Origin of the sequence: Herpetosiphon sp., assembly GCF_003512625.1 — a bacterium.
GTDB classification, from domain to species: domain Bacteria; phylum Chloroflexota; class Chloroflexia; order Chloroflexales; family Herpetosiphonaceae; genus Herpetosiphon; species Herpetosiphon aurantiacus.
Genome location: NZ_DOPT01000036.1, coordinates 1 through 19,614 on the forward strand (window position 1 = coordinate 1; position 19,614 = coordinate 19,614).

At 52.1% G+C, this 19,614-nt stretch carries 9 protein-coding genes; all 9 read right to left on the reverse strand.

Features of this window, described 5'->3' with window-relative positions; all coding sequences use genetic code 11:
- Positions 1-183: 183 nt before the first annotated feature.
- Positions 184-1,446, reverse strand: a complete 1,263-nt coding sequence (locus DEF47_RS08630; protein WP_012189626.1) for a glycosyltransferase — start codon at positions 1,444-1,446, stop codon at positions 184-186.
- A 198-nt stretch (positions 1,447-1,644) separates the two neighbouring features.
- Positions 1,645-2,034, reverse strand: a complete 390-nt coding sequence (locus DEF47_RS08635; protein WP_287045082.1) for a hypothetical protein — start codon at positions 2,032-2,034, stop codon at positions 1,645-1,647.
- A 676-nt stretch (positions 2,035-2,710) separates the two neighbouring features.
- On the reverse strand, positions 2,711-3,397 hold the full coding sequence (locus tag DEF47_RS08640; RefSeq protein WP_287045084.1) for a dihydrofolate reductase family protein: 687 nt from the start codon (positions 3,395-3,397) through the stop codon (positions 2,711-2,713).
- A gap of 285 nt (positions 3,398-3,682) precedes the next feature.
- Complete coding sequence (locus tag DEF47_RS08645) at positions 3,683-5,461, reverse strand: ATP-binding cassette domain-containing protein (RefSeq protein WP_012189629.1); 1,779 nt, start codon at positions 5,459-5,461, stop codon at positions 3,683-3,685.
- Positions 5,458-7,197, reverse strand: coding sequence for an ABC transporter ATP-binding protein (locus tag DEF47_RS08650; protein WP_012189630.1), 1,740 nt, complete (start codon positions 7,195-7,197; stop codon positions 5,458-5,460). The genes DEF47_RS08645 and DEF47_RS08650 overlap by 4 nt, the downstream gene beginning before the upstream one ends.
- 2 nt (positions 7,198-7,199) lie before the next feature.
- The gene (gene ectB / locus DEF47_RS08655) at positions 7,200-8,489 is read right to left on the reverse strand and encodes a diaminobutyrate--2-oxoglutarate transaminase (protein WP_012189631.1); all 1,290 of its coding nucleotides are present in this window, start codon (positions 8,487-8,489) and stop codon (positions 7,200-7,202) included.
- A gap of 160 nt (positions 8,490-8,649) precedes the next feature.
- Entirely contained in the window at positions 8,650-12,741 is a 4,092-nt protein-coding gene (locus DEF47_RS08660) for a non-ribosomal peptide synthetase (protein ID WP_012189632.1), read from the reverse strand.
- On the reverse strand, positions 12,738-16,178 hold the full coding sequence (locus DEF47_RS08665; protein ID WP_012189633.1) for a non-ribosomal peptide synthetase: 3,441 nt from the start codon (positions 16,176-16,178) through the stop codon (positions 12,738-12,740). Before DEF47_RS08665 ends, DEF47_RS08660 begins: the two co-directional genes overlap by 4 nt.
- A complete protein-coding gene (locus tag DEF47_RS08670; protein WP_012189634.1) occupies positions 16,175-19,612 on the reverse strand; it encodes a non-ribosomal peptide synthetase in 3,438 nt (1,145 codons plus the stop codon). The genes DEF47_RS08665 and DEF47_RS08670 overlap by 4 nt, the downstream gene beginning before the upstream one ends.
- Between the last annotated feature and the right edge of the window lie 2 nt (positions 19,613-19,614).

The following is a 19,614-nucleotide window of genomic DNA, read 5'->3' on the forward strand; positions in this document are numbered from 1 at the left end:
CGGGGTGAAGAACATGATTAATGTATCTTAATTATAGGGGCTGATTTGTGTATCGAATATATCCAATATTGATTATGTTCAGTCTGGGGCATACCGCACGAATAGTGTTTCCCGGGAAACACTATTCGTTCTGTAATCGATAGCTCAGCATCACCCTAGGAGGTATCGCTGCTATCGCTGCCGTTATGGAACTGGAACGAGTCGCTGCACGATCGCCACTGCCGCCGGAATCCCCCTATCGCCATCGATCTGCTGTCCCAATACGGCCGCCCGCTGCTGCATGGCAGCATCACGTACCACGCGCTCAATCGCATGGCCTAACTGCACACTGCGGAGAGATGTTCGCGCGATCGGTGGCGGCCCGACCCCTAACTCTGCTACCCGCTTCCCCCAAAATGCCTGATCGCCCATAAACGGGACGACAATTGATGGGACACCTGCCCGCAATGCAGCGGCGGTCGTGCCCGCTCCCCCGTGATGGACAATCCCTGCTAGGTGTGGAAATAACCACGCATGTGGGATGGCCTCCAGCAGATGGACGGTCGGGGGAACATCACGCACCGTCAATCCGCCCCAGCCCGCCGCAAGAATCCCACGCTGCCCCGTTTGGGCCAGTGCCTCCAATGCCATGCGCCCCGCAGCTTCGGGATTGCGGCCACCCATACTGCCAAACCCAAGATAGATCGGGGGGGGACCTGCCGCAAGGAACGCCACGAGATCGGCAGGGGGTATCCACCCCAGCGGTGGGTCAAGAAACCAATAGCCCGTGACGACATGCTGCGGGGGCCAATCATTGGGGCGTGGCAGGACATGCGGACTATAGCCATACATGACAGGGATCTGCTGGCGCTCATACTGGCCAAAGGGGCCACCCAACGGTGCAGCGGGCAATCCAAGGGTCGTCCGCGTTGCTGCATCGGCGGCGTGCAAGGTTTGCCAAAACACGAGCTGCATCACGCGGAAAGAGAGGCGATTTAGCATGCCCCCCAAGGTCGCAACGGGGATAAGCGGACTAGGAAACCGACGCGTTGGGGTAAAGGGAAAGAGATGGGCGATCAGAATCGGGATCTGTGCTGCTAATGCGGCGGTAAACGCGCCACCAAAGCCCGCCATGCCCGCAATCAACAGATCGCTCCCGTGAATGATAGTCGGAATCTGGCGGGCTTGCTGGGCGGCACGGCTGCGCATCTCGCGCTGCATCTGCCGAAGAATCGTCACGAAGTTGCCGCGCTCGAGGGTGGCACGCCATGGGGGACTATTCAGCAGCGCTTCAATGCTCTCGCCGGTTGAGACGAAGGTTAAACCTGCATCCGTGACGAGGCCAGCGAAATTGTCACTGGCCGCAATCCGAACGGTATAGCCCGCTGCCTGTAAGCCTGCCCCAAGGGCAACATAGGGTTGGACATCGCCCCGGGTTCCCCCCGTCATGATTGTGATAGTTGGCATCACCGCCTCCGTATCGCTCGGGATAAAGGTATGATCTGCGACCGCCGCCACTGGGCGCTAGGATAGAACGACCCTCGCACGATTGAGCGCATGGGCATGGGCGAAGCACCGACGGAGTACGGTCGTCTCCATCGGCATCAGCATACCATGGCCCGTGCCGCTATGTCACCACCCGCACCAATCCATCTTTGACCAACTCTACCAGCCCTGAATCCCATTCACCTCGACTTGGAGCCAGCCACCCCGCCCTGTGAGCGTGCCCGTGCGGCTATCCTTGATATGCGTGACCTGTGCCCCGACCTGCGTAATCAAGTCCAAATGCTGCGTAATCAGCGCTTGGTCATTGAGCGATTCCAACGGCTTGGGAATCCAGCGCGAGCCGTCGCGTTTCCAGACGAGCAGCCCGCGCCGCATCAGCGTAATGCCCATGGCCACCTGTTCCTCAAGGGTAGGAGCCGCAGCCATCAGCGTTTCGAGCCGCGCAGGCTGACCGTTTTGGGCCTGCCAGAGTCGCAGCACATCAATCGGAATCGCATCCACGGTGGCCCGCAGCGCTTTCAAGTGGGCTTGAATCTCACTGTGTTTCAACCCTACCCAGTCCAGCCGCGCCATCGGCGTGACCCCTGAATCGTATCGCGCACTTGGCGTGGACTTTTCCACGCCTCGACTACCAGCGGCACGGTGCTGCCTCTTCATGACACAAAGTACTCTCCCCTTCTTCTTATCCTAATCTTTTCAACTGATCATTCACCCATCCCTCTTCTTCAGGAATCTGCACCATATGGTATAGAATGGCCGTTACTTGAAGCCGATACAACCGCACCATGATACGCCTTTTCTTTATCATACAAATCCATGAAACCTTCGGACACGCTGTTTCAAGTCAATTATGAAGTGAAAGTATAGCATCTTGCCTAACCCGTGTCCTAGTGATCTGTGTCATCAGAATTGCCAACGGATATGCTACCGACTTGGAGGCAGTGTCAGTCTTATGCGTCTGCGATGCTCCCGCGTAGAAGGCCCAAACCCACGATTTTATATTCGCTATGCGGCGGCCAATCGGTGGCAGGCGGCGTTTTGTACGGGAGATCTTGTTGTATGCCAGTATGTGGAGGCCTATCAAAGCCGAAAAAAACTGGTCTTGCAACGAACGACACGCAAAGCGCAGCCGACGATGTGGAGAACCAGCACCCTAACATGCACTGATGCGCATTCGCCTGATCGCCCAGCCGTTGCACCGAAGGGGAATTTACAGTACAGGACGCTATTCCGCTTCACGTTCGGACAGAGCCGACTCATAATCCACCCGATAACAGGCTAGGCTGTTGCCAGAACCTTGCCATTGGCGGCTGTGGATGAGCTTGAGCGCGATGGGTGGACGACCATTGAACAGTGGAATACCGTCGCCAGCAATGATCGGAAAGGTGGTGAGATGGAGTTCATCGATCAAGCGATGGACGAGCAAGGCATTCCACAGGACACGGCCCATGAGGATGAGCATATCTCGGCCTGGCTGCTCTTTGAGAGTTCGGATCTCATTGGGAGCATCGGCAATGGAAACGATACGCGTATTCTTCCACGGCGCGAGATCAGGCAGACGGATCGTGTCCGAAATAACCAGTTTATCGGTACGGTGGTACAGGTCGGCCAGCTCACGGCGGATCGGTGTAGCATTGGGGTCATTGGGAACACTAGTCCAGTACTGCTTGTTGCCGAGAAAGGATGTTCTCCCACTAAGAATGAGGGTGTCAGCAGCACGCAACCGTTCTGCGGCGTAGTGATCGAAGTTCTGGTCATCGACGTAGTCAGAGTGATAAAACTGAAACAGTTTGTCGATCGTTTTGTCTTTTGCCTCATAGTATCCATCCACCGTAACGATGAAGCACCCTCCTTTGGTAGCTGTAGCTTCAATCCAGCGAGCGTAGCAGTCCGCTGTGACACGGATTGTCACATGGCAGCACGATTTAAATTTTTGGGACTGGTATACAAGCACAAAAACATGGAGGTACGTCTCAACGGATGAGGTGAGTTTATTTTCATGCCTGCAGCGCCGACTGTGTTGGAGAGATTAAACCCCCATCCGTGGGCCGCCAAAGTCAGCACGGTATCATGCAGCAGACCTACGAGTCGATCGATTACCCGTCCCGTGAAAACGGCTCAACGGTGAGGTGTCCCATGGAATGGCTCACGGTATGTAAGTAGTACCCATGTTTATTGTGCAGCACGGTAGTCGTGGCTAAACGTGCGCATCAACACCAAGCAATAGTTTTTGATTGCTCGGCTCAGCTTGCCAAAGTTCACGCATAGCTGGCGATGTTTCGAGTAGATCATTTAGTGGGCCTTGGGCTGCAATCTGACCAGCGTCCATAACAATTACCCAATCGGCAAGCTGAAGGACGGCGCAGCGATGCGAAACAACCAGCCATGTGGTTGGGTGCTGACGTAGGCCTTGCCACAGTTGTTGCTCAGTGGTCACATCTAAGGCACTCGAACAATCATCAACGATCATCAACTCGCTCGAACGCACTAACATTCGCGCTAAAGCTGCTCGTTGTAGTTGACCGCCCGATAAACGCACGCCCCGTGAACCAAGTTCGGTCGCTAGGCCTGCGGGCATATGCTGTAGATCTGGCGCTAATACACTCGTTTCAATCGCCTGTTGTAATTCATTAGCGCTCAAATTCAGCCCTAGGCTCAAATTATCGTGCAGCGAGCTGCTCAATAAGCGCGGCACTTGCGCGGTATAAGCACAATTGGGGGGAATGAGTTGCTCTGCAGGTTGTTCGATCGGCTGATTATTCCAGAGAATCGTGCCATGGGCTGGCACTAAACCAAGCAAGGCCCGCAATACGGTGGTTTTGCCTGAGCCAACTTTGCCCGTAACTACCACAAATTGGCCACGCTCAAGCCTGAAATCAATCGCTTTGATACCAGCTTGGCTGTTGGGGTAGCAATAGCTTAAGTTGCTTATATCAAGCCGTTGCAATGCTGGCAAGGCCTTGGCTGGGCTAAAATCCAGCTGTTGATCGGGCGTAATCGAGCCATGTTCAACCAAAGCGCTTGGTGCTGCATCCTTTAATAGCTGTTGCATGCGCTGGAACGAAACTCCAGCCTGTTTGTAGTGGGTCAACAACAAGCCAATCAGTGAGGGCAAACGGGTAACCATTGAAAAATAATAGACAAACAGCGAGAAATCACCAACACTAAAATTGCCAGTACGCATTGCCTCGCCTGCTAGCAACAAAATCATGCCCGTGCCAAGGCTAATTGTGTTGGCGTAAACGGAGCTAAGCAAGGCCGTAAATGCCCGATCTTTGACCATAAACTGGCGACGTTGGTCGTTGAGTTGTTGAAAATGGCCGATTACCGCAGTTTCAGCATTCGCCACTTTGATCGCTTGGGTTGCCCCAAACATTTCGCCCAGAAAATCGGAAACCTTGCTCGTTGCGGCGCGGCTGGCCTGACGATAGCGCTGAATCCGCTGATTGGCAACGGTAAAGGCCGAAACCACGATCAGCAATGGAACCAAAATAACCAAGGTTACCTGTTGATTGATTTGTAACAGGATTCCTAGCGCAATCAGGCTGAACAGCACATTACCAAATACATCAAGCAGCCAAATGCTAAAGGTCAGAATTTCCTCAACATCATCGCGAAAATTGTTGATCGCCGCACTTGATGAGGTATACAAGGCTTGGGCACCTGGCTGAGCCAAAATCCGCTTCAGCATATTTTTGCGCAACAAGCCTGCAATGTTATATTGCACCGAGATATCCATCGCGGTTCCAAGTTGGGTCAATAAACGTCGGCTAATCTCAGTGGTGATCAAGAGGGCTAAGAGCGTCCAGATGCCAAATACCGCTGGAGCCGCGCCGCTGAGTTGGTCGAAAATTGCCCGATTGATCAGGCCAGGCAGCAAGGGCGAGATAAAAAATATGCTCCAAATCAAGACCCCAAAGCCATAGATTGCTGGCCGATAGCGGATCAAACGCAGCATTAATTGCCAAGCTTTCATGCGAACACCTCGGTTATGCCATGTTGCAACAGTTGGCTATACTGCGATTGAGGGTTTTGTAACAGTGCTTGGCGTGGGCCAAACTCACGAATTGTGCCAGCATCGAGCACTAAAATCGCATCGGCGCGTTGTAAGGTTGCCAACCGATGGGCAATGATAATTGCGGTGCGACCTGCCAACAGCCGATCTAAGGCGCGTTCGACAATCGCCTCACTCGCTGGGTCAAGCCGTGATGAAGCCTCATCGAGGATAATTAATCGTGGGTCTTTTAGCAAAATTCGCGCAAATGCCAAGAGCTGAGCCTGACCCGCCGAAAGCCCATTTGGCTTGATCAGCGTATCGAGGCCATGTTCAAGGCTGTTAAGCCAGTTGGTGAGGCCGAGGGTTTCTAAGGCAGCCAGCAATTGCTGATCAGCAATTCTGTGATCGAAAAAGCTCAGGTTATCGCGAACGCTGGCATGAAATAGTTGCACATCTTGGCTCACGAAGCCAATCGAGCGGCGCAAATCGGCTAAACTGGTGTTGCGAATATCGATGCCGCCTAAGCGAATTGTACCTTGATGCGGATCATACAAGCGTAACAAAAGCCGAATCAGGCTCGTTTTGCCGCTACCAGTCCGTCCCAATACGCCTAAAATCTGGTGGGCGGGTAATTCAAACGAAAGCGCTCGCAAGACTGGCGTATCGGTGTTATAGCCAAATGAAACTTGCTCAAACCGCAGATCAAGTGCTTGTTGCGGGATTGTCGGGCCAGTGCCATCAACGATTGCTGGTCGCTGCTGGCGCAATTCATCGATGCGCAAAATGCCGGCACTGGCTTTTTGAAACTCCTGAATTTGGCGTAAAATTTGCTCGAGCGGCGTGGTGAGCAAGCCAATATAGGCTGTGATGATATACACGCCACCAATTGTCGTTTGTTGCTGTTGATACAGGTAGATACCAATGCCCAAACCCAAACCACTGGCGATAATAAACATCGATTGGCCAGCGTTATAGAGCCAAGCGGTGGCTAGCTCAGCTTTACGAGTTTTGCGATAGAGCACGAGCATTTGGCGATAGAGCTGTTGCATCACATAATTGCGTGCGCCGCTTGAGCGAATATCTTCGGTTGCCGCCAAGCGTTCTTCTAAAAAGCCAAACAGCTCAGCACTCGCTTGGCGTGATTCGCCCCAGAGTGGTACGCCAACCCGTTGCATTTTTTGCAACAGGCTGATCGCCGCTGCCACACAGACGATTAGCCCAACTGCAACCCGCCAATCTTCCAAGGCCAAGGCCACAATAATCCCCAGCAGCAACAAGCCATTGCCCAGCAATTGAATAATAAACTGGGTAAAAAAGTTGGCTAAGGTCGTAACATCGCCGTCGATGCGCTCGATTAGCTCGCCTGGTGTTTTGTGATTGTGAAAACTACTATCCAAGTGCAGACAATGGGCGGTCAAATCGGCACGTAAGGCATTCGTTGCGGTCCAGCCAATTTGCTCGCTCAGATAAACCGCACCGAGCGCTAAAAGTTGTTGTCCAAAGGCGATACCCATAAAGAGTAATGCCAGTTTGGTCAGTTGCTCCAAAGGTTGAGCAGCGAGCGCCGAATCTAAAAATCGGCGCATAATTTGCGGATTAAGCAATTGCAAGCCAATGCCCAGAAAAACCAAGCATCCTAAGCCGAGCACCCGCCCACGCTGTGGCTTGAGATAGGTTGCCAGTAAACGACGATAACGCGCTAGCGGAAACTGCATGCTTATTCCTTTGTACTTGCCAAATAGGTTTGAATCGCCTGTTGCAGAATGGCACAACCTTGAGCGAGCAAGGCTGAATCGATGGTTAATGGCGGCATGATTTTCAGCACACTATCGCCACGACCAACCCGCTCGATAATTAACCCTTGGGCAAAACATTCTTGCATAATCGTTTTCGAAGCGGTTGGGCCAAGTTCGGCAAAATCAATCCCCCAAACCAAGCCTTTACCACGAATTGCCAAGCGCGGATCGAGCGGCACTATCTGGGTTTGCAAAAAGCTTTCGAGTTGCTGGGCAAGTGCCTGAATTGAGCTACTGAAGGCATCAGTTTGCCAATAATCGAGCGCAGCAGTTGCCCCTACAAATGCCAATTGATTACCACGAAATGTGCCAGTATGCTCGGCTGGCTGCCATTGATCATATTCAGCCTTGATCAAGACCAGCGCCATGGGTAAGCCATAACCACTAATCGACTTGGAAAGCGTGACTAAATCGGGCACAATTCCAGCCGCCTCAAACGAGAAAAAGCTGCCAGTCCGACCACAACCAACCTGAATATCATCGCAGATCAGCACAATGCCATGGCGATCACAGAGGTGTCGCAATCCTTGCAGCCATTCGGTTGGGGCAACGTAAATGCCGCCTTCGGCCTGAATTGTCTCTAGGATGATCGCCGCTGGTTTATCGAAGCCAGAATGGGTGTCGGTCAAGACGGTTTCGAGATAGTGCAACGAGTCGATTGCCGCTAATGGGCCACGAGGATAGGGCAAAAAGTTGGTGTGAGCCAGTGGCACACCAGCGGCAGCACGATGCTCGGCATTGCCCGTGACTGCTAACCCACCCAGCGACAAGCCATGATAGCCACCCATAAAACTGATCACGCTCGTGCGACCCGTGACTTTTCGCGCCAGTTTTAGCGCCGCCTCGACCGCATTTGCACCAGTTGGCCCACAAAATTGAACTTTGTAGGGCAAGTTGCGTGGCGCTAAAATAACCTGATTAAACCGCTCCAAAAAGCTGCGTTTGGCACTAGTATACATATCCAAGCCATGGATAATTTGGTCGGATTCGAGGTAGTCGAGCAGGGCTTGTTTGATCTGCGGGTTATTATGGCCGTAGTTTAGCGCTCCCGCCCCAGCAAAGAAATCGATATAGGCACGTTGTTGCTCGTTATACAGCAGCGAGCCTTGGGCTTGGCGAAACACCGTTGGAAACGAACGGCAATAGGAGCGCACATTGGATTCGTATTGGTCGAACGCGGTGGTATTGATCGTGGTTATTTCACGTTGCATTGATGATATTCCTTGTATAAGGTTATTGGCTATGGTTGATTTGGTTTAACAACTAAGAGCTATAGAAGATTGCTTGAACATACCAACAATTGTGCCGATAGCCCATAGCCATTATTGCTCTGCGTTTCTGCGTTAAAACCTCGATTGCGCATTTCCGACCCTATGTTCTCTGCTCTATGGCATTTGCTAAACCATGCACATGGGGCTGCCGCAGAATGCTGATATGATCGCCGCCGATTACCTGAATGTGCAGATTTGGAATGACTGCTTGCCAGCGGCGAGCTGCTGCTGGGTTGGCTTGAGCTTGCAGCAATTGAGCTTCCCCAAGATATATAGCGGGCTGATAGGCTTGTATGGCGTGGGCATGGCTGGTAAAAACCGCGTATAAGCGTTGTGCCAGATCGAACGGCAGATCACGATCAATTAGGCCAGCCTGTTGGGCTTGTTGATAGAGCGCCGCCAATTGTTGCTCAGCAGGCAGCACTACAATCGCGGGCCAATCGATCTGTTGCGCCGCCAATGGATCAACATCAGCAAACAGATCGGCGGCGAAGCTCTGAATCAATGGGAATGGATCAGGCGTTGGCTCGGCCAGAAAGCTATCGATCAAACTGAGCATAGATACCTGCTCGCCAGCAAGTTGCAGTTGTCGCGCCATTTCAAGCGCAACCAAACCTCCAAATGACCAACCAGCCAAACGATATGGCCCCTGAGGTTGCAGTTGTCGCAATGCTTGGCAATAGTCTTGGGCAATTGCTTCAACCTTGGCATGGGTTGTGCCGCCGTCAATGCCAGGTGCTTGCAAGGCATACACGGGTTGTTCAGGATTAAGTGCAATTGCTAGTTCGCTATAACAGCCAACCGTGCCCGCAATTGCATGGACACACACCAGTGGCGTGCGTGAGCCTTGGGGTTTAATAGGCACGAGTAGGTTAGGGAGCGCTGACACTGCTTGTTGCTGTTCCAATAAGGCAGCAAATTCACGAATAGTTGGTGCTTCAAAAATCATGCGCAATGGTAAATCACGGCCATAATGCTGGCGTGTGCGTAGCATCACCCGCGTTGCTAAGAGCGAGTGGCCGCCGCTGCTGAAGAAATTGGCATCAATACTGATTACGTCAAGTTGAAGTACGTCAGCCCAAATCGCCGCGAGTTCGGCCTCGTGCTGGGTACGTGGCACAACCAGCGGTGTTTGAAAGCCAAGGTTGGCAGGATTCGGCGCTGGCAGTTGTTGACGATCAAGCTTGCCATTACGGTTACGCGGCAATTGATCTAAAACCAGATATTGGTTTGGCAGCATATAGCTGGGCAATCGCTGTTGGAGCGCAGGCTGCACAAGGCTGATCAAATCAGGAGTATCGGAAACCGGAACCAGATAGGCAACTAATTGTTGCTGCCAAGGGTGCACCGCCGCCTCGCGCAACCAGCTCAATTCCGCCAAGACCGCCTCGATCTCGCCTAGTTCAATCCGATAGCCGCGCACTTTAACTTGCTGATCAGCGCGACCAATGAAGTGCAAAGCCCCATCAGCAGTTTGGCGCACCAAATCGCCAGTACGATAGAGCCGACTGCCATTATCAGCAAATGGGTTGGGTACGAAGGCGCTGGCAGTGCGGGCTGGATCATTCAAATAGCCCCGACCAACCCCAACTCCACCGATATACAATTCGCCGACTGCGCCCAATGGCAACAATTGCCAGTTTGGATCAAGCACAAACACCTGCATATTGGCGACAGGCTTGCCGATTGGCATGGTGCTATGGCCTTCGGTCGGAGCAGAATCAAGCCGTTGCAGGGTTACATCGTCGGCACATTCGGCAGGCCCATACGCATTCAGCAACGGAATCTGCGGATAGGTGGCAAACCATTGACGGGCCTGAACTGGTTGCAAGGCCTCGCCGGTTGGCAAAACCCAGCGCAAGCGGTGCAATAAGGCTTGTTCAGCAGGGGTTTGCAATGTTTCAAGCAAGGCTTGCAACAGGCTTGGCACCGGCTCGAAAGTTGTGACTTGCTGTTCAGCCAGAGTTTGGGCTAAGGCCAACGGGTCACGCATCGTCTGATCATCAATGATTGCCACCGTTGCGCCAACCAACAAGCCCGACAGCATCTGCCACACTGAGATATCGAAGCATTGCGAAGCGGTTTGGGCCACCACATCATGGGCTTGGATTTCCAGCACCTGATTCATCACCAACAGATGGTTGAGCATCCCAGCCTGATCGATCATCACTCCTTTGGGTGTGCCAGTTGAGCCAGAGGTAAACAGGGTATAGGCCAATTGCTGCGGATGGGTTTGGCTTACAACAAGCTTGGTTGCTGCATCATTCCATTGTTCGATTAACTGCGGCTGATTGTGAAGCCTAAACAACGGCTGAACATGCTTAGCAAACCAACGGGCTAAATCGGGTTCGCAAATCAAGGCAGGAATCGCCAATCCCTGCAAAATCTGGGCGCTACGCTGGGCTGGCCACGCAGGGTCAAGCGGTAAATAGGCTGCCCCAGCGTAAAAAACACCCAAAACCGCAACCACAAAATCGCTGGTACGCGGCAACAAAATTGGCACGAGGGTTTCTTGCCTAACGCCATGCTGTTGCAGTTGGGCCGCCAAAGCCATAGCTCGTTGCTGCAAAGCCTGATACGAATACTGCTGATGGGCATCGCGCACCGCAATCGCGTTGGGTGTCGCTGCCACTTGATTGGCAAAGCGTTCTAAGAAATCAGCAGGGCCAAAATCGTGCTGAGTTTGATTGCTTAGCTTGAATAAAGCCGTTTGGGCTTGCTCATCAAATACGCTAATCGCATTAAGTGCTTGATCAGGCGCTTCGCCAACCACCCGTAATACTTGTTGATAATGCCCAAGCATGCGCTGAATCGTGGCCTGATCGTACAAATCGGTGTTGTATTCAAACCAACCTTCCAGCCCAGTTGCGGTTTCAGTCAAGGTCATGGTCAGGTCATATTTGGTACTATGCGCCTCGGTATCGAGAAAGCTCAGCTGCAAATCGGCGATCTCATAGTTGACCTTAGGCGTATTTTGCAGCACAAACATCACCTGAAACAACGAACCATAGCCTGCGCCACGGTCGGGCTGAAGCACCTCGACCAACTGCTCAAAGGGCAAATCTTGGTGGGCATAGGCTTCGAGCGTCGTTTCGCGCACTTGCGCCAGAAATTCGCGAAAGCTCAGCTGCGGCTGAACATCACAACGCAGCAGCAGCATATTGACGAAAAAGCCGATCAAATGCTCAATTTCAACCCGATCACGATTGGCAATTGGCGAGCCAACCACAAACTCTTGCTGTTGGCTATAGCGAGCCAGCATCAGCTGAAATGCCGCCAATAACAGCATAAACATCGTGGCATGTTCGTTTTGGGCGAGGTGTTGCAACTGCTCCGTTAATACCTGATCAACACGAAATGGCAAGGCTGCGCCACGACCAGTCTCGTGTTTTGGGCGTGGTCGATCGGTTGGTAAGGCCAAGGTGGGCAAACGTCCAGCAAATTGGTTTTGCCAAAAGGCTAATTGCGCGGCCAAAACCTCGCCTTGCAAATATTCACGCTGCCAATAACTAAAATCGGCATATTGCAACGCTGCTGGGGTTAAATCGAGCGCTTGACCTGCAAGCAAGGCGCTATAGCAATGGCGCAATTCCTCAATAAAAATTGCCAACGACCAGCCATCAAAAATCGCATGGTGCAAGTTGAGAATCAGCACATATTGCTGCTCGGCCAGCCAGAGCAAACGACCATACAGCAATGGGCCTTGCGCCAAATCAAAACGATGGGCACTATCGATCAGTAATTGCTGTTCGATAATTGAGCGTTGTTCAATTGATAGTTGTTCAATTGTTGATGCTTGTTCAATTGCTGCTAAATAGCGGAGATCGACGATTGTTAAGTCAAAATCATGTTTTTCAGCAATCGCCTGAATCGGCTGATCGTTGAGCACTGGAAAGCTGGTACGCAGGCTCTCGTGGCGGGCAATCACCGCATCAAAGCTCTGCTGCAAGTATGCGACATGCAACGGGCCGTCAATCTGCACCGCAAACAAAATATTATAGGCTGGATTGCCAGGTTCTAGCTGGTCGATAAACCACAAGCGTTCTTGGGCAAACGACAGTGGAACTGGCTGGTTGGCTGGACGAGGCTGAATTTGGTTTGGCACGGCATGATCAATGCCTGCTTCTTCAAGCAAATAGGCCAGCAACTCAAGGTCATCGGTCGAAAAGCCTTGGGGCAAGGTTTGGGTCATGGTTGGCTTATCCTTCCTGCGGCCTTTTGTTGCAAGGCCTGTTTGGTGCTGGCACTCATGGTTTTGATCTGTTGCAGTGCGGTGGCAATTTTATTGATTCGCTCTGCCTGAGCTTGATTCGCCAGCAAATGCTGGCTTAATTGGGCAATCGTTGGATAATCGAACAACATTCGAATACTTGTAGTTACCTGTAAAAGCTGTTGCATGCGCGAGACAACTTGGGTGGCGTTGAGTGAATGGCCGCCCATGCGGAAGAAATCGGCATGAATATTATCAATTGACAAGCCCAAGACCTCTTGCCACATATCGGCAAGGGTTTGCTCTAGCGCTGTTTGCGGCGGGGCGGCCATTGGCTGAAGCGTGGGTAATTTGTTGGAATAGTGCTCCGCCGTCCAATGCCCAGCCAACTGAACAGCGCTAAGTGTGCTGGTAGGATGCTGCGCCATTTGGCCTAAAACCGCTTGGAAATCGGAGGCCAACGCTGCAATCGATTCAGCGACGAACAATTCGCTCGCATATTCTAGGGTCAGTTGATAGCCAGTTGCAGCGGGTTGCACCAACAGCACCAAATCGGTTTTGCTGGCCTGAATTGGCGTAGCTAGGGCTTGGGCTGGCGCACCTAAAACTAAGGGCTGACTGGGCGCGTTTTGCAACACCAACAAACTTTGAATTAGCGGAATCTGCGGTTGGTTGTTGCGCTCATGAGCCACGTTGGCCACAATCTGCTCGAATGGCAAGGCTTGGTGTTGGTATGCTTGTAAGGCAACCATGCGGGTTTGCTGCAATAGATCAAGCCACGTTTGCTCGGCGGCGCAATGCAGGCGCAAGGGCAAGATATTAATAAAAAAGCCAACGCAACGCTCAAACGCTGCATGCTCACGGCCAGCGCTGAGCGTGCCAATCAGCAGATCGCTGCGCTGAGTGCGTTGATAGAGCACGCTCGCCCATCCCGCCAGTAACAGCATAAACAAACTAGCGTTATTGGCGTTGGCCAAGCCTTGTAATGCTTGGATAACCTGCTGATCAAGTTGATAGGTTTGGCTGATGCCCAAGCCCTGCATGTGCGTCGAACGGGGGTAATCGGTCGCCAAAGCTGGGAGCGGATCAAGCTGGGCAAGCTGGGTTTGCCAGTAGGTTTGCAATTGGGCTAAGCACGCCGAATCAAGCTGCTGGCGCTGCCAAGCCACAAAATCAAGGTAATCGTAGGCTTGGCTTGGCAGCTGAATTGGTTGGTTTTCGAAGAAGCTTGCATACAGCTGACTTAATTCAGCCCACAGCACGCCCAACGACCAAGCATCAATAATGCTATGGTGGATAACTACCAGCATGATGGCGTGATCGTGGTGTTGCGCCAAGCCAACCCGTAACAATGGGGCTTGCGCCAAATCGAATGGCCGATCAAGCAACCTTAACAAGTATTCTAAGCTTGCCTGCGGCGCAGATTGGAGCTGCCAAACTGGCTTGAGCATGATCGTTTGTTGTGGAATACCCGCGATGAGCTGAATGCTGCTGCGTAACATTTCATGACGTTCGATCAGCCTTAGCCAGCTTTGTTCAAGCGCAACCGCATCAAGCAGAGCATCGATGCGCCATGCGTGGATGACGTTGTAGGCGGTGTTTGGGTGTAATTGCTCGGCAAACCACAGGCGTTGTTGGCCAAACGAAAGCTGATGCAATTGCGTAGTGCGCTGATAGAATTGAGGTTCAGCCTGAGCAAAGGCTTGCTGCTGCTGATCGATTAACCGCGCCCAAGCTGCCAAGGTTGGTTGCTCAAACAAGCGCGTAATCGAAAGCTGAAGCTGCCACGTCTGCTCAATTCGTTTGAGCACTTGCATCACATTGAGCGAATGACCACCAAGCTGCAAAAAATTACTCTCACGCCCAAGCTGTTCCACGCCCAAGATTTCGCGCCAGATTATCGCCAAACGCTGTTCAGTTGAGCTTTGCAATGGTTGTTTAATTGGGGCATCAGGGCATGGCAAGGCCGCTCGATCAAGCTTGCCATTGGGTGTTAATGGCAGTTCGGCCAGCTGTACCCAAAAACTTGGTAGCATATAGCTTGGCACATGGTGGGCTAAGCTAGCGCGTAAGGCTTCGCAATCGATCGGCTGATTAGCAACCAGATAGGCGGTCAACTGCGGATCATCAGCCACCAGCGTAATTGGCTGAACCACAACCGCTTGCAATGGTGCTAAGCGCAGAATCTGGGCCTCAATCTCACCAAGCTCGATCCGAAAGCCACGAATTTTGACCTGCTGATCGTTACGTCCTAGGTAACAAAGCTCGTTTGCCGCGTTCCAATGAGCCAAATCGCCAGTTTTATACATTCGTTCGCCAGGCGTGGTAGCCCACGGATTGGGCAAAAAACGTTCGGCAGTTAAATCGGGGCGTTGCAAATAGCCTTGCGCTACGCCCAGCCCAGCAATAAACAATTCGCCAACATCCTTAGCGGCAACAGGGTGATAGTGCGCATCGAGGATAACGCAGGTCGTGCCAGTGAGCGGCTGACCAATCGCTGGCGGCCGGCTGGCAGTGCGCTCAACGAGCTGGTAGGTGGCATAGGTCGTGGCCTCGGTTGGCCCATATAAATTGAATACGCGCTGGATGTTTGGCTGTTGATAGAGTTGCTGCGCTAATCGCAAGCTCAGCGGCTCGCCGGCAAGATTCACCGTGAGCACGCTAGATGGAAGTGCCGTATGTTGCAACAACGTTTGCACCGCCGACGGCACGCTATTGATCAAACAAATCGGATGCTGCGAGTGAAACAGCGCTGGATCAAGCAGATTTTCCACCAGCACCAACGTACCGCCACTAATCAATGGCAGAAAAATCTCGAAGATCGAAAGATCAAAGTTGATCGAGGTTGCCGCTAAAATTCCAGCGCGTTCGGCTACGCTAAACGTGGTTTCAGCCCATGCTAAAAAGGTGAGCGCATTGGCATGGCTAATCAGCACACCTTTGGGTTGGCCGGTTGAGCCAGAGGTATAGATGATATAAGCAGGGATTGCGCTATGATAGAAGGGTTCGCGCCATGCCAACTCCCTCGACCAAGGCTGATCAATCAACACCCACTCAATGGTATTCAGGGGTAAAGCTGCTTGGCATGACGTTTCGCTGACGACCAGCAAGGCCTTGGCATCGGCCAGCATAAATTGCAACCGCGCGGTTGGATAGGCCGGATCAAGCGGCAGATAGGTCGCACCAGCCTTGAGAATTGCCAGCATCCACACGATGAGCTGTGGCGTGCGGCGCAAACAAATGCCCACAACACTCGCTGGTTGTACACCAAGATGTTGCAAATAGGCCGCTGCTTGGCTAGATTGTTGCTCAAGATCGGCAAAGGTTAATCCATAACCTGTAGGCGTTTGCACTGCCCAAGCGGCAGGCGTTTGGTTGGCTTGAGCGGTCACGAGTTGGGTAATATTTGAATAGCTCATTCGCCGACCGTCCGTTCTTGGCGCTTGGATGCTAAGGCTTGTTGGCGCTGCTCAGGTGTAGCTTGCTGGAGTTTTTGCACCAACTCGGCAATTTTGGCAGTTTGGCCAGGCTTGGGTTCTTGCTGTACTAAGGCTTGTTCAACACCGCGAATGGTTGGTTGGGCAAATAGGCTGCGCAAACTCAGATTGACCCGTAATAATTCGCGAATGCGGGTTAGCACCAAAACCGCATTCAACGAATTACCGCCAACCTCGAAAAAGTTTTGATCAATGCTGGCAATTGGTTGCTGCAAAATCTCAAGCCAAATTGCTGCAATCAGCGCTTGAATTGGATTATTGGGGGCAATACTTGATGCTTGCTCAAGCGTTACGTCAAGTTGCGCTAATAAATGAGCATAATCGCGTTTGCCGTTGTTGGTAAGCGGCAAGTGTTCGCACAGCAGCCAGAGATTGGGTTGCAGATAATGGGGCAGCTCGAGAGCCAGCGCTTGGCGCAATTGTTCAACGCTAAGCGCTGGCTGATTTGGCACAACCCAAACTACTAGGCGCTCGTGTTGATCAAGTTTTTGCACAAACGCCCAGCAATCAGCAACTCCTGCTTGGCGGCAAATCGCTTGTTCAAGTTCGCCTAGCTCAATCCGAAAGCCGCGCAATTTGACTTGCTGATCACTACGCCCAAGGTATTCTAGCTCGCCAAATTGATTAATCCGAGCCAAATCGCCGCTGCGGTAGAGCCGTGCCCCAGTGCTTGACCATGGATCAGGCACAAAGCGTTGGGCGGTCAACGCCGCTTGCTTGAGATAGCCCCGCGCCAAACCTGCCCCGCCCACATAGATCTCGCCGACTGCACCTTGAGGCACAAGTTGGCCGTACTGATCGAGCAGATACATGGTTAAGTCGGCGATTGGCAAGCCGATTAGGCTGGCTTTTGCCTCGATCAAGTCATTAAGCTCCAACCAACGCTCAGTCACATGCACCGTAGTTTCGGTGATGCCATACATATTCAGCAGTTGCGGGGCGGGCGCAGGATAGGCTTGATACCAAGCGGCGAGGCTGGCCAGATCAAGCGCCTCGCCACCAAAGATAATCAAGCGCAGCGCCAAATTCGCGGCCACCGCTGGCGTGAGTTGGGGTAATAGTTGACGAAACGCCGAGGGTGTTTGATTGAGCACAGTTATCGATTCGTCTGCCAACAATTGGCTGAACGCTTCGGGTGAGCGAGTTGTGGTACTTGGCACAACCACCAAACGTCCACCATACAGCAATGCCCCCCAAATTTCCCAAACCGAAAAATCGAATGCATATGAATGGAATAAGCTCCAAACATCATTGGCACTAGGTTTAATCGTAGCAACTGTCGCCTCGAATAAGCGCAACACGTTGGCATGGCTCAACAACGTGCCTTTGGGTTGCCCAGTTGAGCCAGAGGTATAAATGATATAGGCAAGTTGATCGGGATGGATAGTTGGTAATTGAGTGAGTTTGGTGGTTGGAAGTTGATCAAGGTTGAGAATGGTGGTTGCTTGTGAATTAACACTGTGCAACAGACTGTTTTGAGTAACAATTAAATTAACTTGGGCATCGGCCAGCATCCATTCGATTCGGCTGGTAGGCAACTGCGGATCGAGCGGCAGATAGGCTGCGCCAGCCTTGAGAATTCCCAAAATGCCAATAATTAATTGCGGCGAACGCTCACACAACAAGCCGATTGGTTGTTCAGGTTGTACACCTTGGGCCAAAAGCACATAGACCAATTGATCGGCAGCTTCGGCCAATTGTTGGTAGCTGATCGCTTGCTCGGCATAACTCAAGGCAATTGCTTGGGGCGTTGCCAGCGCTTGTTGGGTAAAACGTGCAACTAAACTATTGTTGATCGGGTAAACTTGCCGATTTGAATTTAGTAGATTGAGCACCTTATCCTGTTCAGGTTGCTGCAATAATTTCAGCTGAGCGATTGCCGTATCTGGTTCTACCAGCAACTGCGTCAAGAATTGGGCATAGTGCGCGGCAAATTGGCTGGCAAACTGCTGCGATAGCTGTTGTGGATCATAATTCAGCTCGCCCGTAATCTGACCCGCTTGCTCAAACAAGATCAGACTAAGCGGAAATTGAGGCGCTTGTTGGGCAAATGCATAGGGTTTGATTACCAGATTTGGGGCTTCAAGCTGGCCAGTTGGCATATTTTGCAGAGCAAATAGCGCTTGAAATAGGGGTTGTTGATCGAGTTTGCGCTCAGGCTGCAAGGCCTCAACTAGCAATTCAAACGGCAATTCTTGGTGTGCATAGGCCGCCAAGCTGGTTTGGCGCACCCGCTCCAACAATTGACGAAAGCTGGGCTGGCCACTTAAATCAGCTCGTAGCACTAAACTATTGATAAAACAACCAATTAAAGGCTCAGCTTCAGGCTGCAAACGCCCAGCAATCGGCGAACCAACCGCAAAATCGTGTTGCTGCGTATAACGGCTTAACAGCGCAAAAAAGCCCGCCAACAAGCTCATAAACATGGTCGTGCCATGAGTTTGGTTTAGGTTGGTTAAGCGTTCGACCAAGGCGCGATCAAGTTGGATTGGAATGCTGGTTGACATCGTTTGGGCGGGCTTTTGGGCTTCGTAAGGCAACGCCAAATTGGGCAAATCGGCCAATTGTTGTCGCCAGTACGTCAACAATTGCGTTAACTTTGCTCCCTGCAATTGTTGGCGCTGCCAGACCGCCAAATCACGATATTGCACCGGTAAGGTTGGTAGCTGATGCGGTTGTTGGTTCAATGTTGCTCGATAGATGTGGGCTAGCTCGTTGATCATAATTCCAATCGACCAGCCATCGCTAATCCAATGGTGCTGTGTGACCAAAAGAATATGCTGTTTTTCTGCTAAGCAGACTAAAACGCAACGCAGCGATGGCGCAATCGCGAGATCGAAGGGTGCTTCAAAGGCTGCCAACAACTGCTGATAGCATTCAGCCGCAGGATCATTGGCTGAACGCAGATCATAAAAAGCCCAAGGTAACTGCCAATTGGCGGCGACCTGTTGCAATGGCTGGCCATCCTGCCACAGCACATGGCTCCGTAAGATTGTATGGCGTTCGATCAGTTGCTCGAAACTCTGGTGCAAGGCTGTACGATCCAACTCGCCATTGAGTTCAATTGCCGCCGGAAGATGATAAGCCGTGCTGGTGGGGGCAAATTCATGCAAAAACCACAACCGTTGCTGGGCAAAGCTTAGCGCCACAGGTTGATCATCTTCCAGCCTTGGAATCGGCGCAAATTGATTGGGCTGAGTTCGCGCCAAAAATTGGCATAGTTCGGCCTTATGCTGGCGTAATTGGCTTAATAGTTGCTCACTTAGTACGCCTGGTGGGGCATCGTAGCATAAGCGCTCGCCTTCAAGCCAAATCCGAATATCGGCTGCCCGTAATTGGGTCAACAATTGCCACATGA

Bases quoted from the DNA above. Each gene is read 5' to 3' on its own strand.
- DEF47_RS08630 (WP_012189626.1), bottom strand. From the start codon at position 1,446: ATGCCAACTATCACAATCATGACGGGGGGAACCCGGGGCGATGTCCAA.
- DEF47_RS08645 (WP_012189629.1), bottom strand. From the start codon at position 5,461: ATGAAAGCTTGGCAATTAATGCTGCGTTTGATCCGCTATCGGCCAGCA.
- DEF47_RS08650 (WP_012189630.1), bottom strand. From the start codon at position 7,197: ATGCAGTTTCCGCTAGCGCGTTATCGTCGTTTACTGGCAACCTATCTC.
- ectB (WP_012189631.1), bottom strand. From the start codon at position 8,489: ATGCAACGTGAAATAACCACGATCAATACCACCGCGTTCGACCAATAC.
- DEF47_RS08660 (WP_012189632.1), bottom strand. From the start codon at position 12,741: ATGACCCAAACCTTGCCCCAAGGCTTTTCGACCGATGACCTTGAGTTG.
- DEF47_RS08665 (WP_012189633.1), bottom strand. From the start codon at position 16,178: ATGAGCTATTCAAATATTACCCAACTCGTGACCGCTCAAGCCAACCAA.
- DEF47_RS08670 (WP_012189634.1), bottom strand. From the start codon at position 19,612: ATGTGGCAATTGTTGACCCAATTACGGGCAGCCGATATTCGGATTTGG.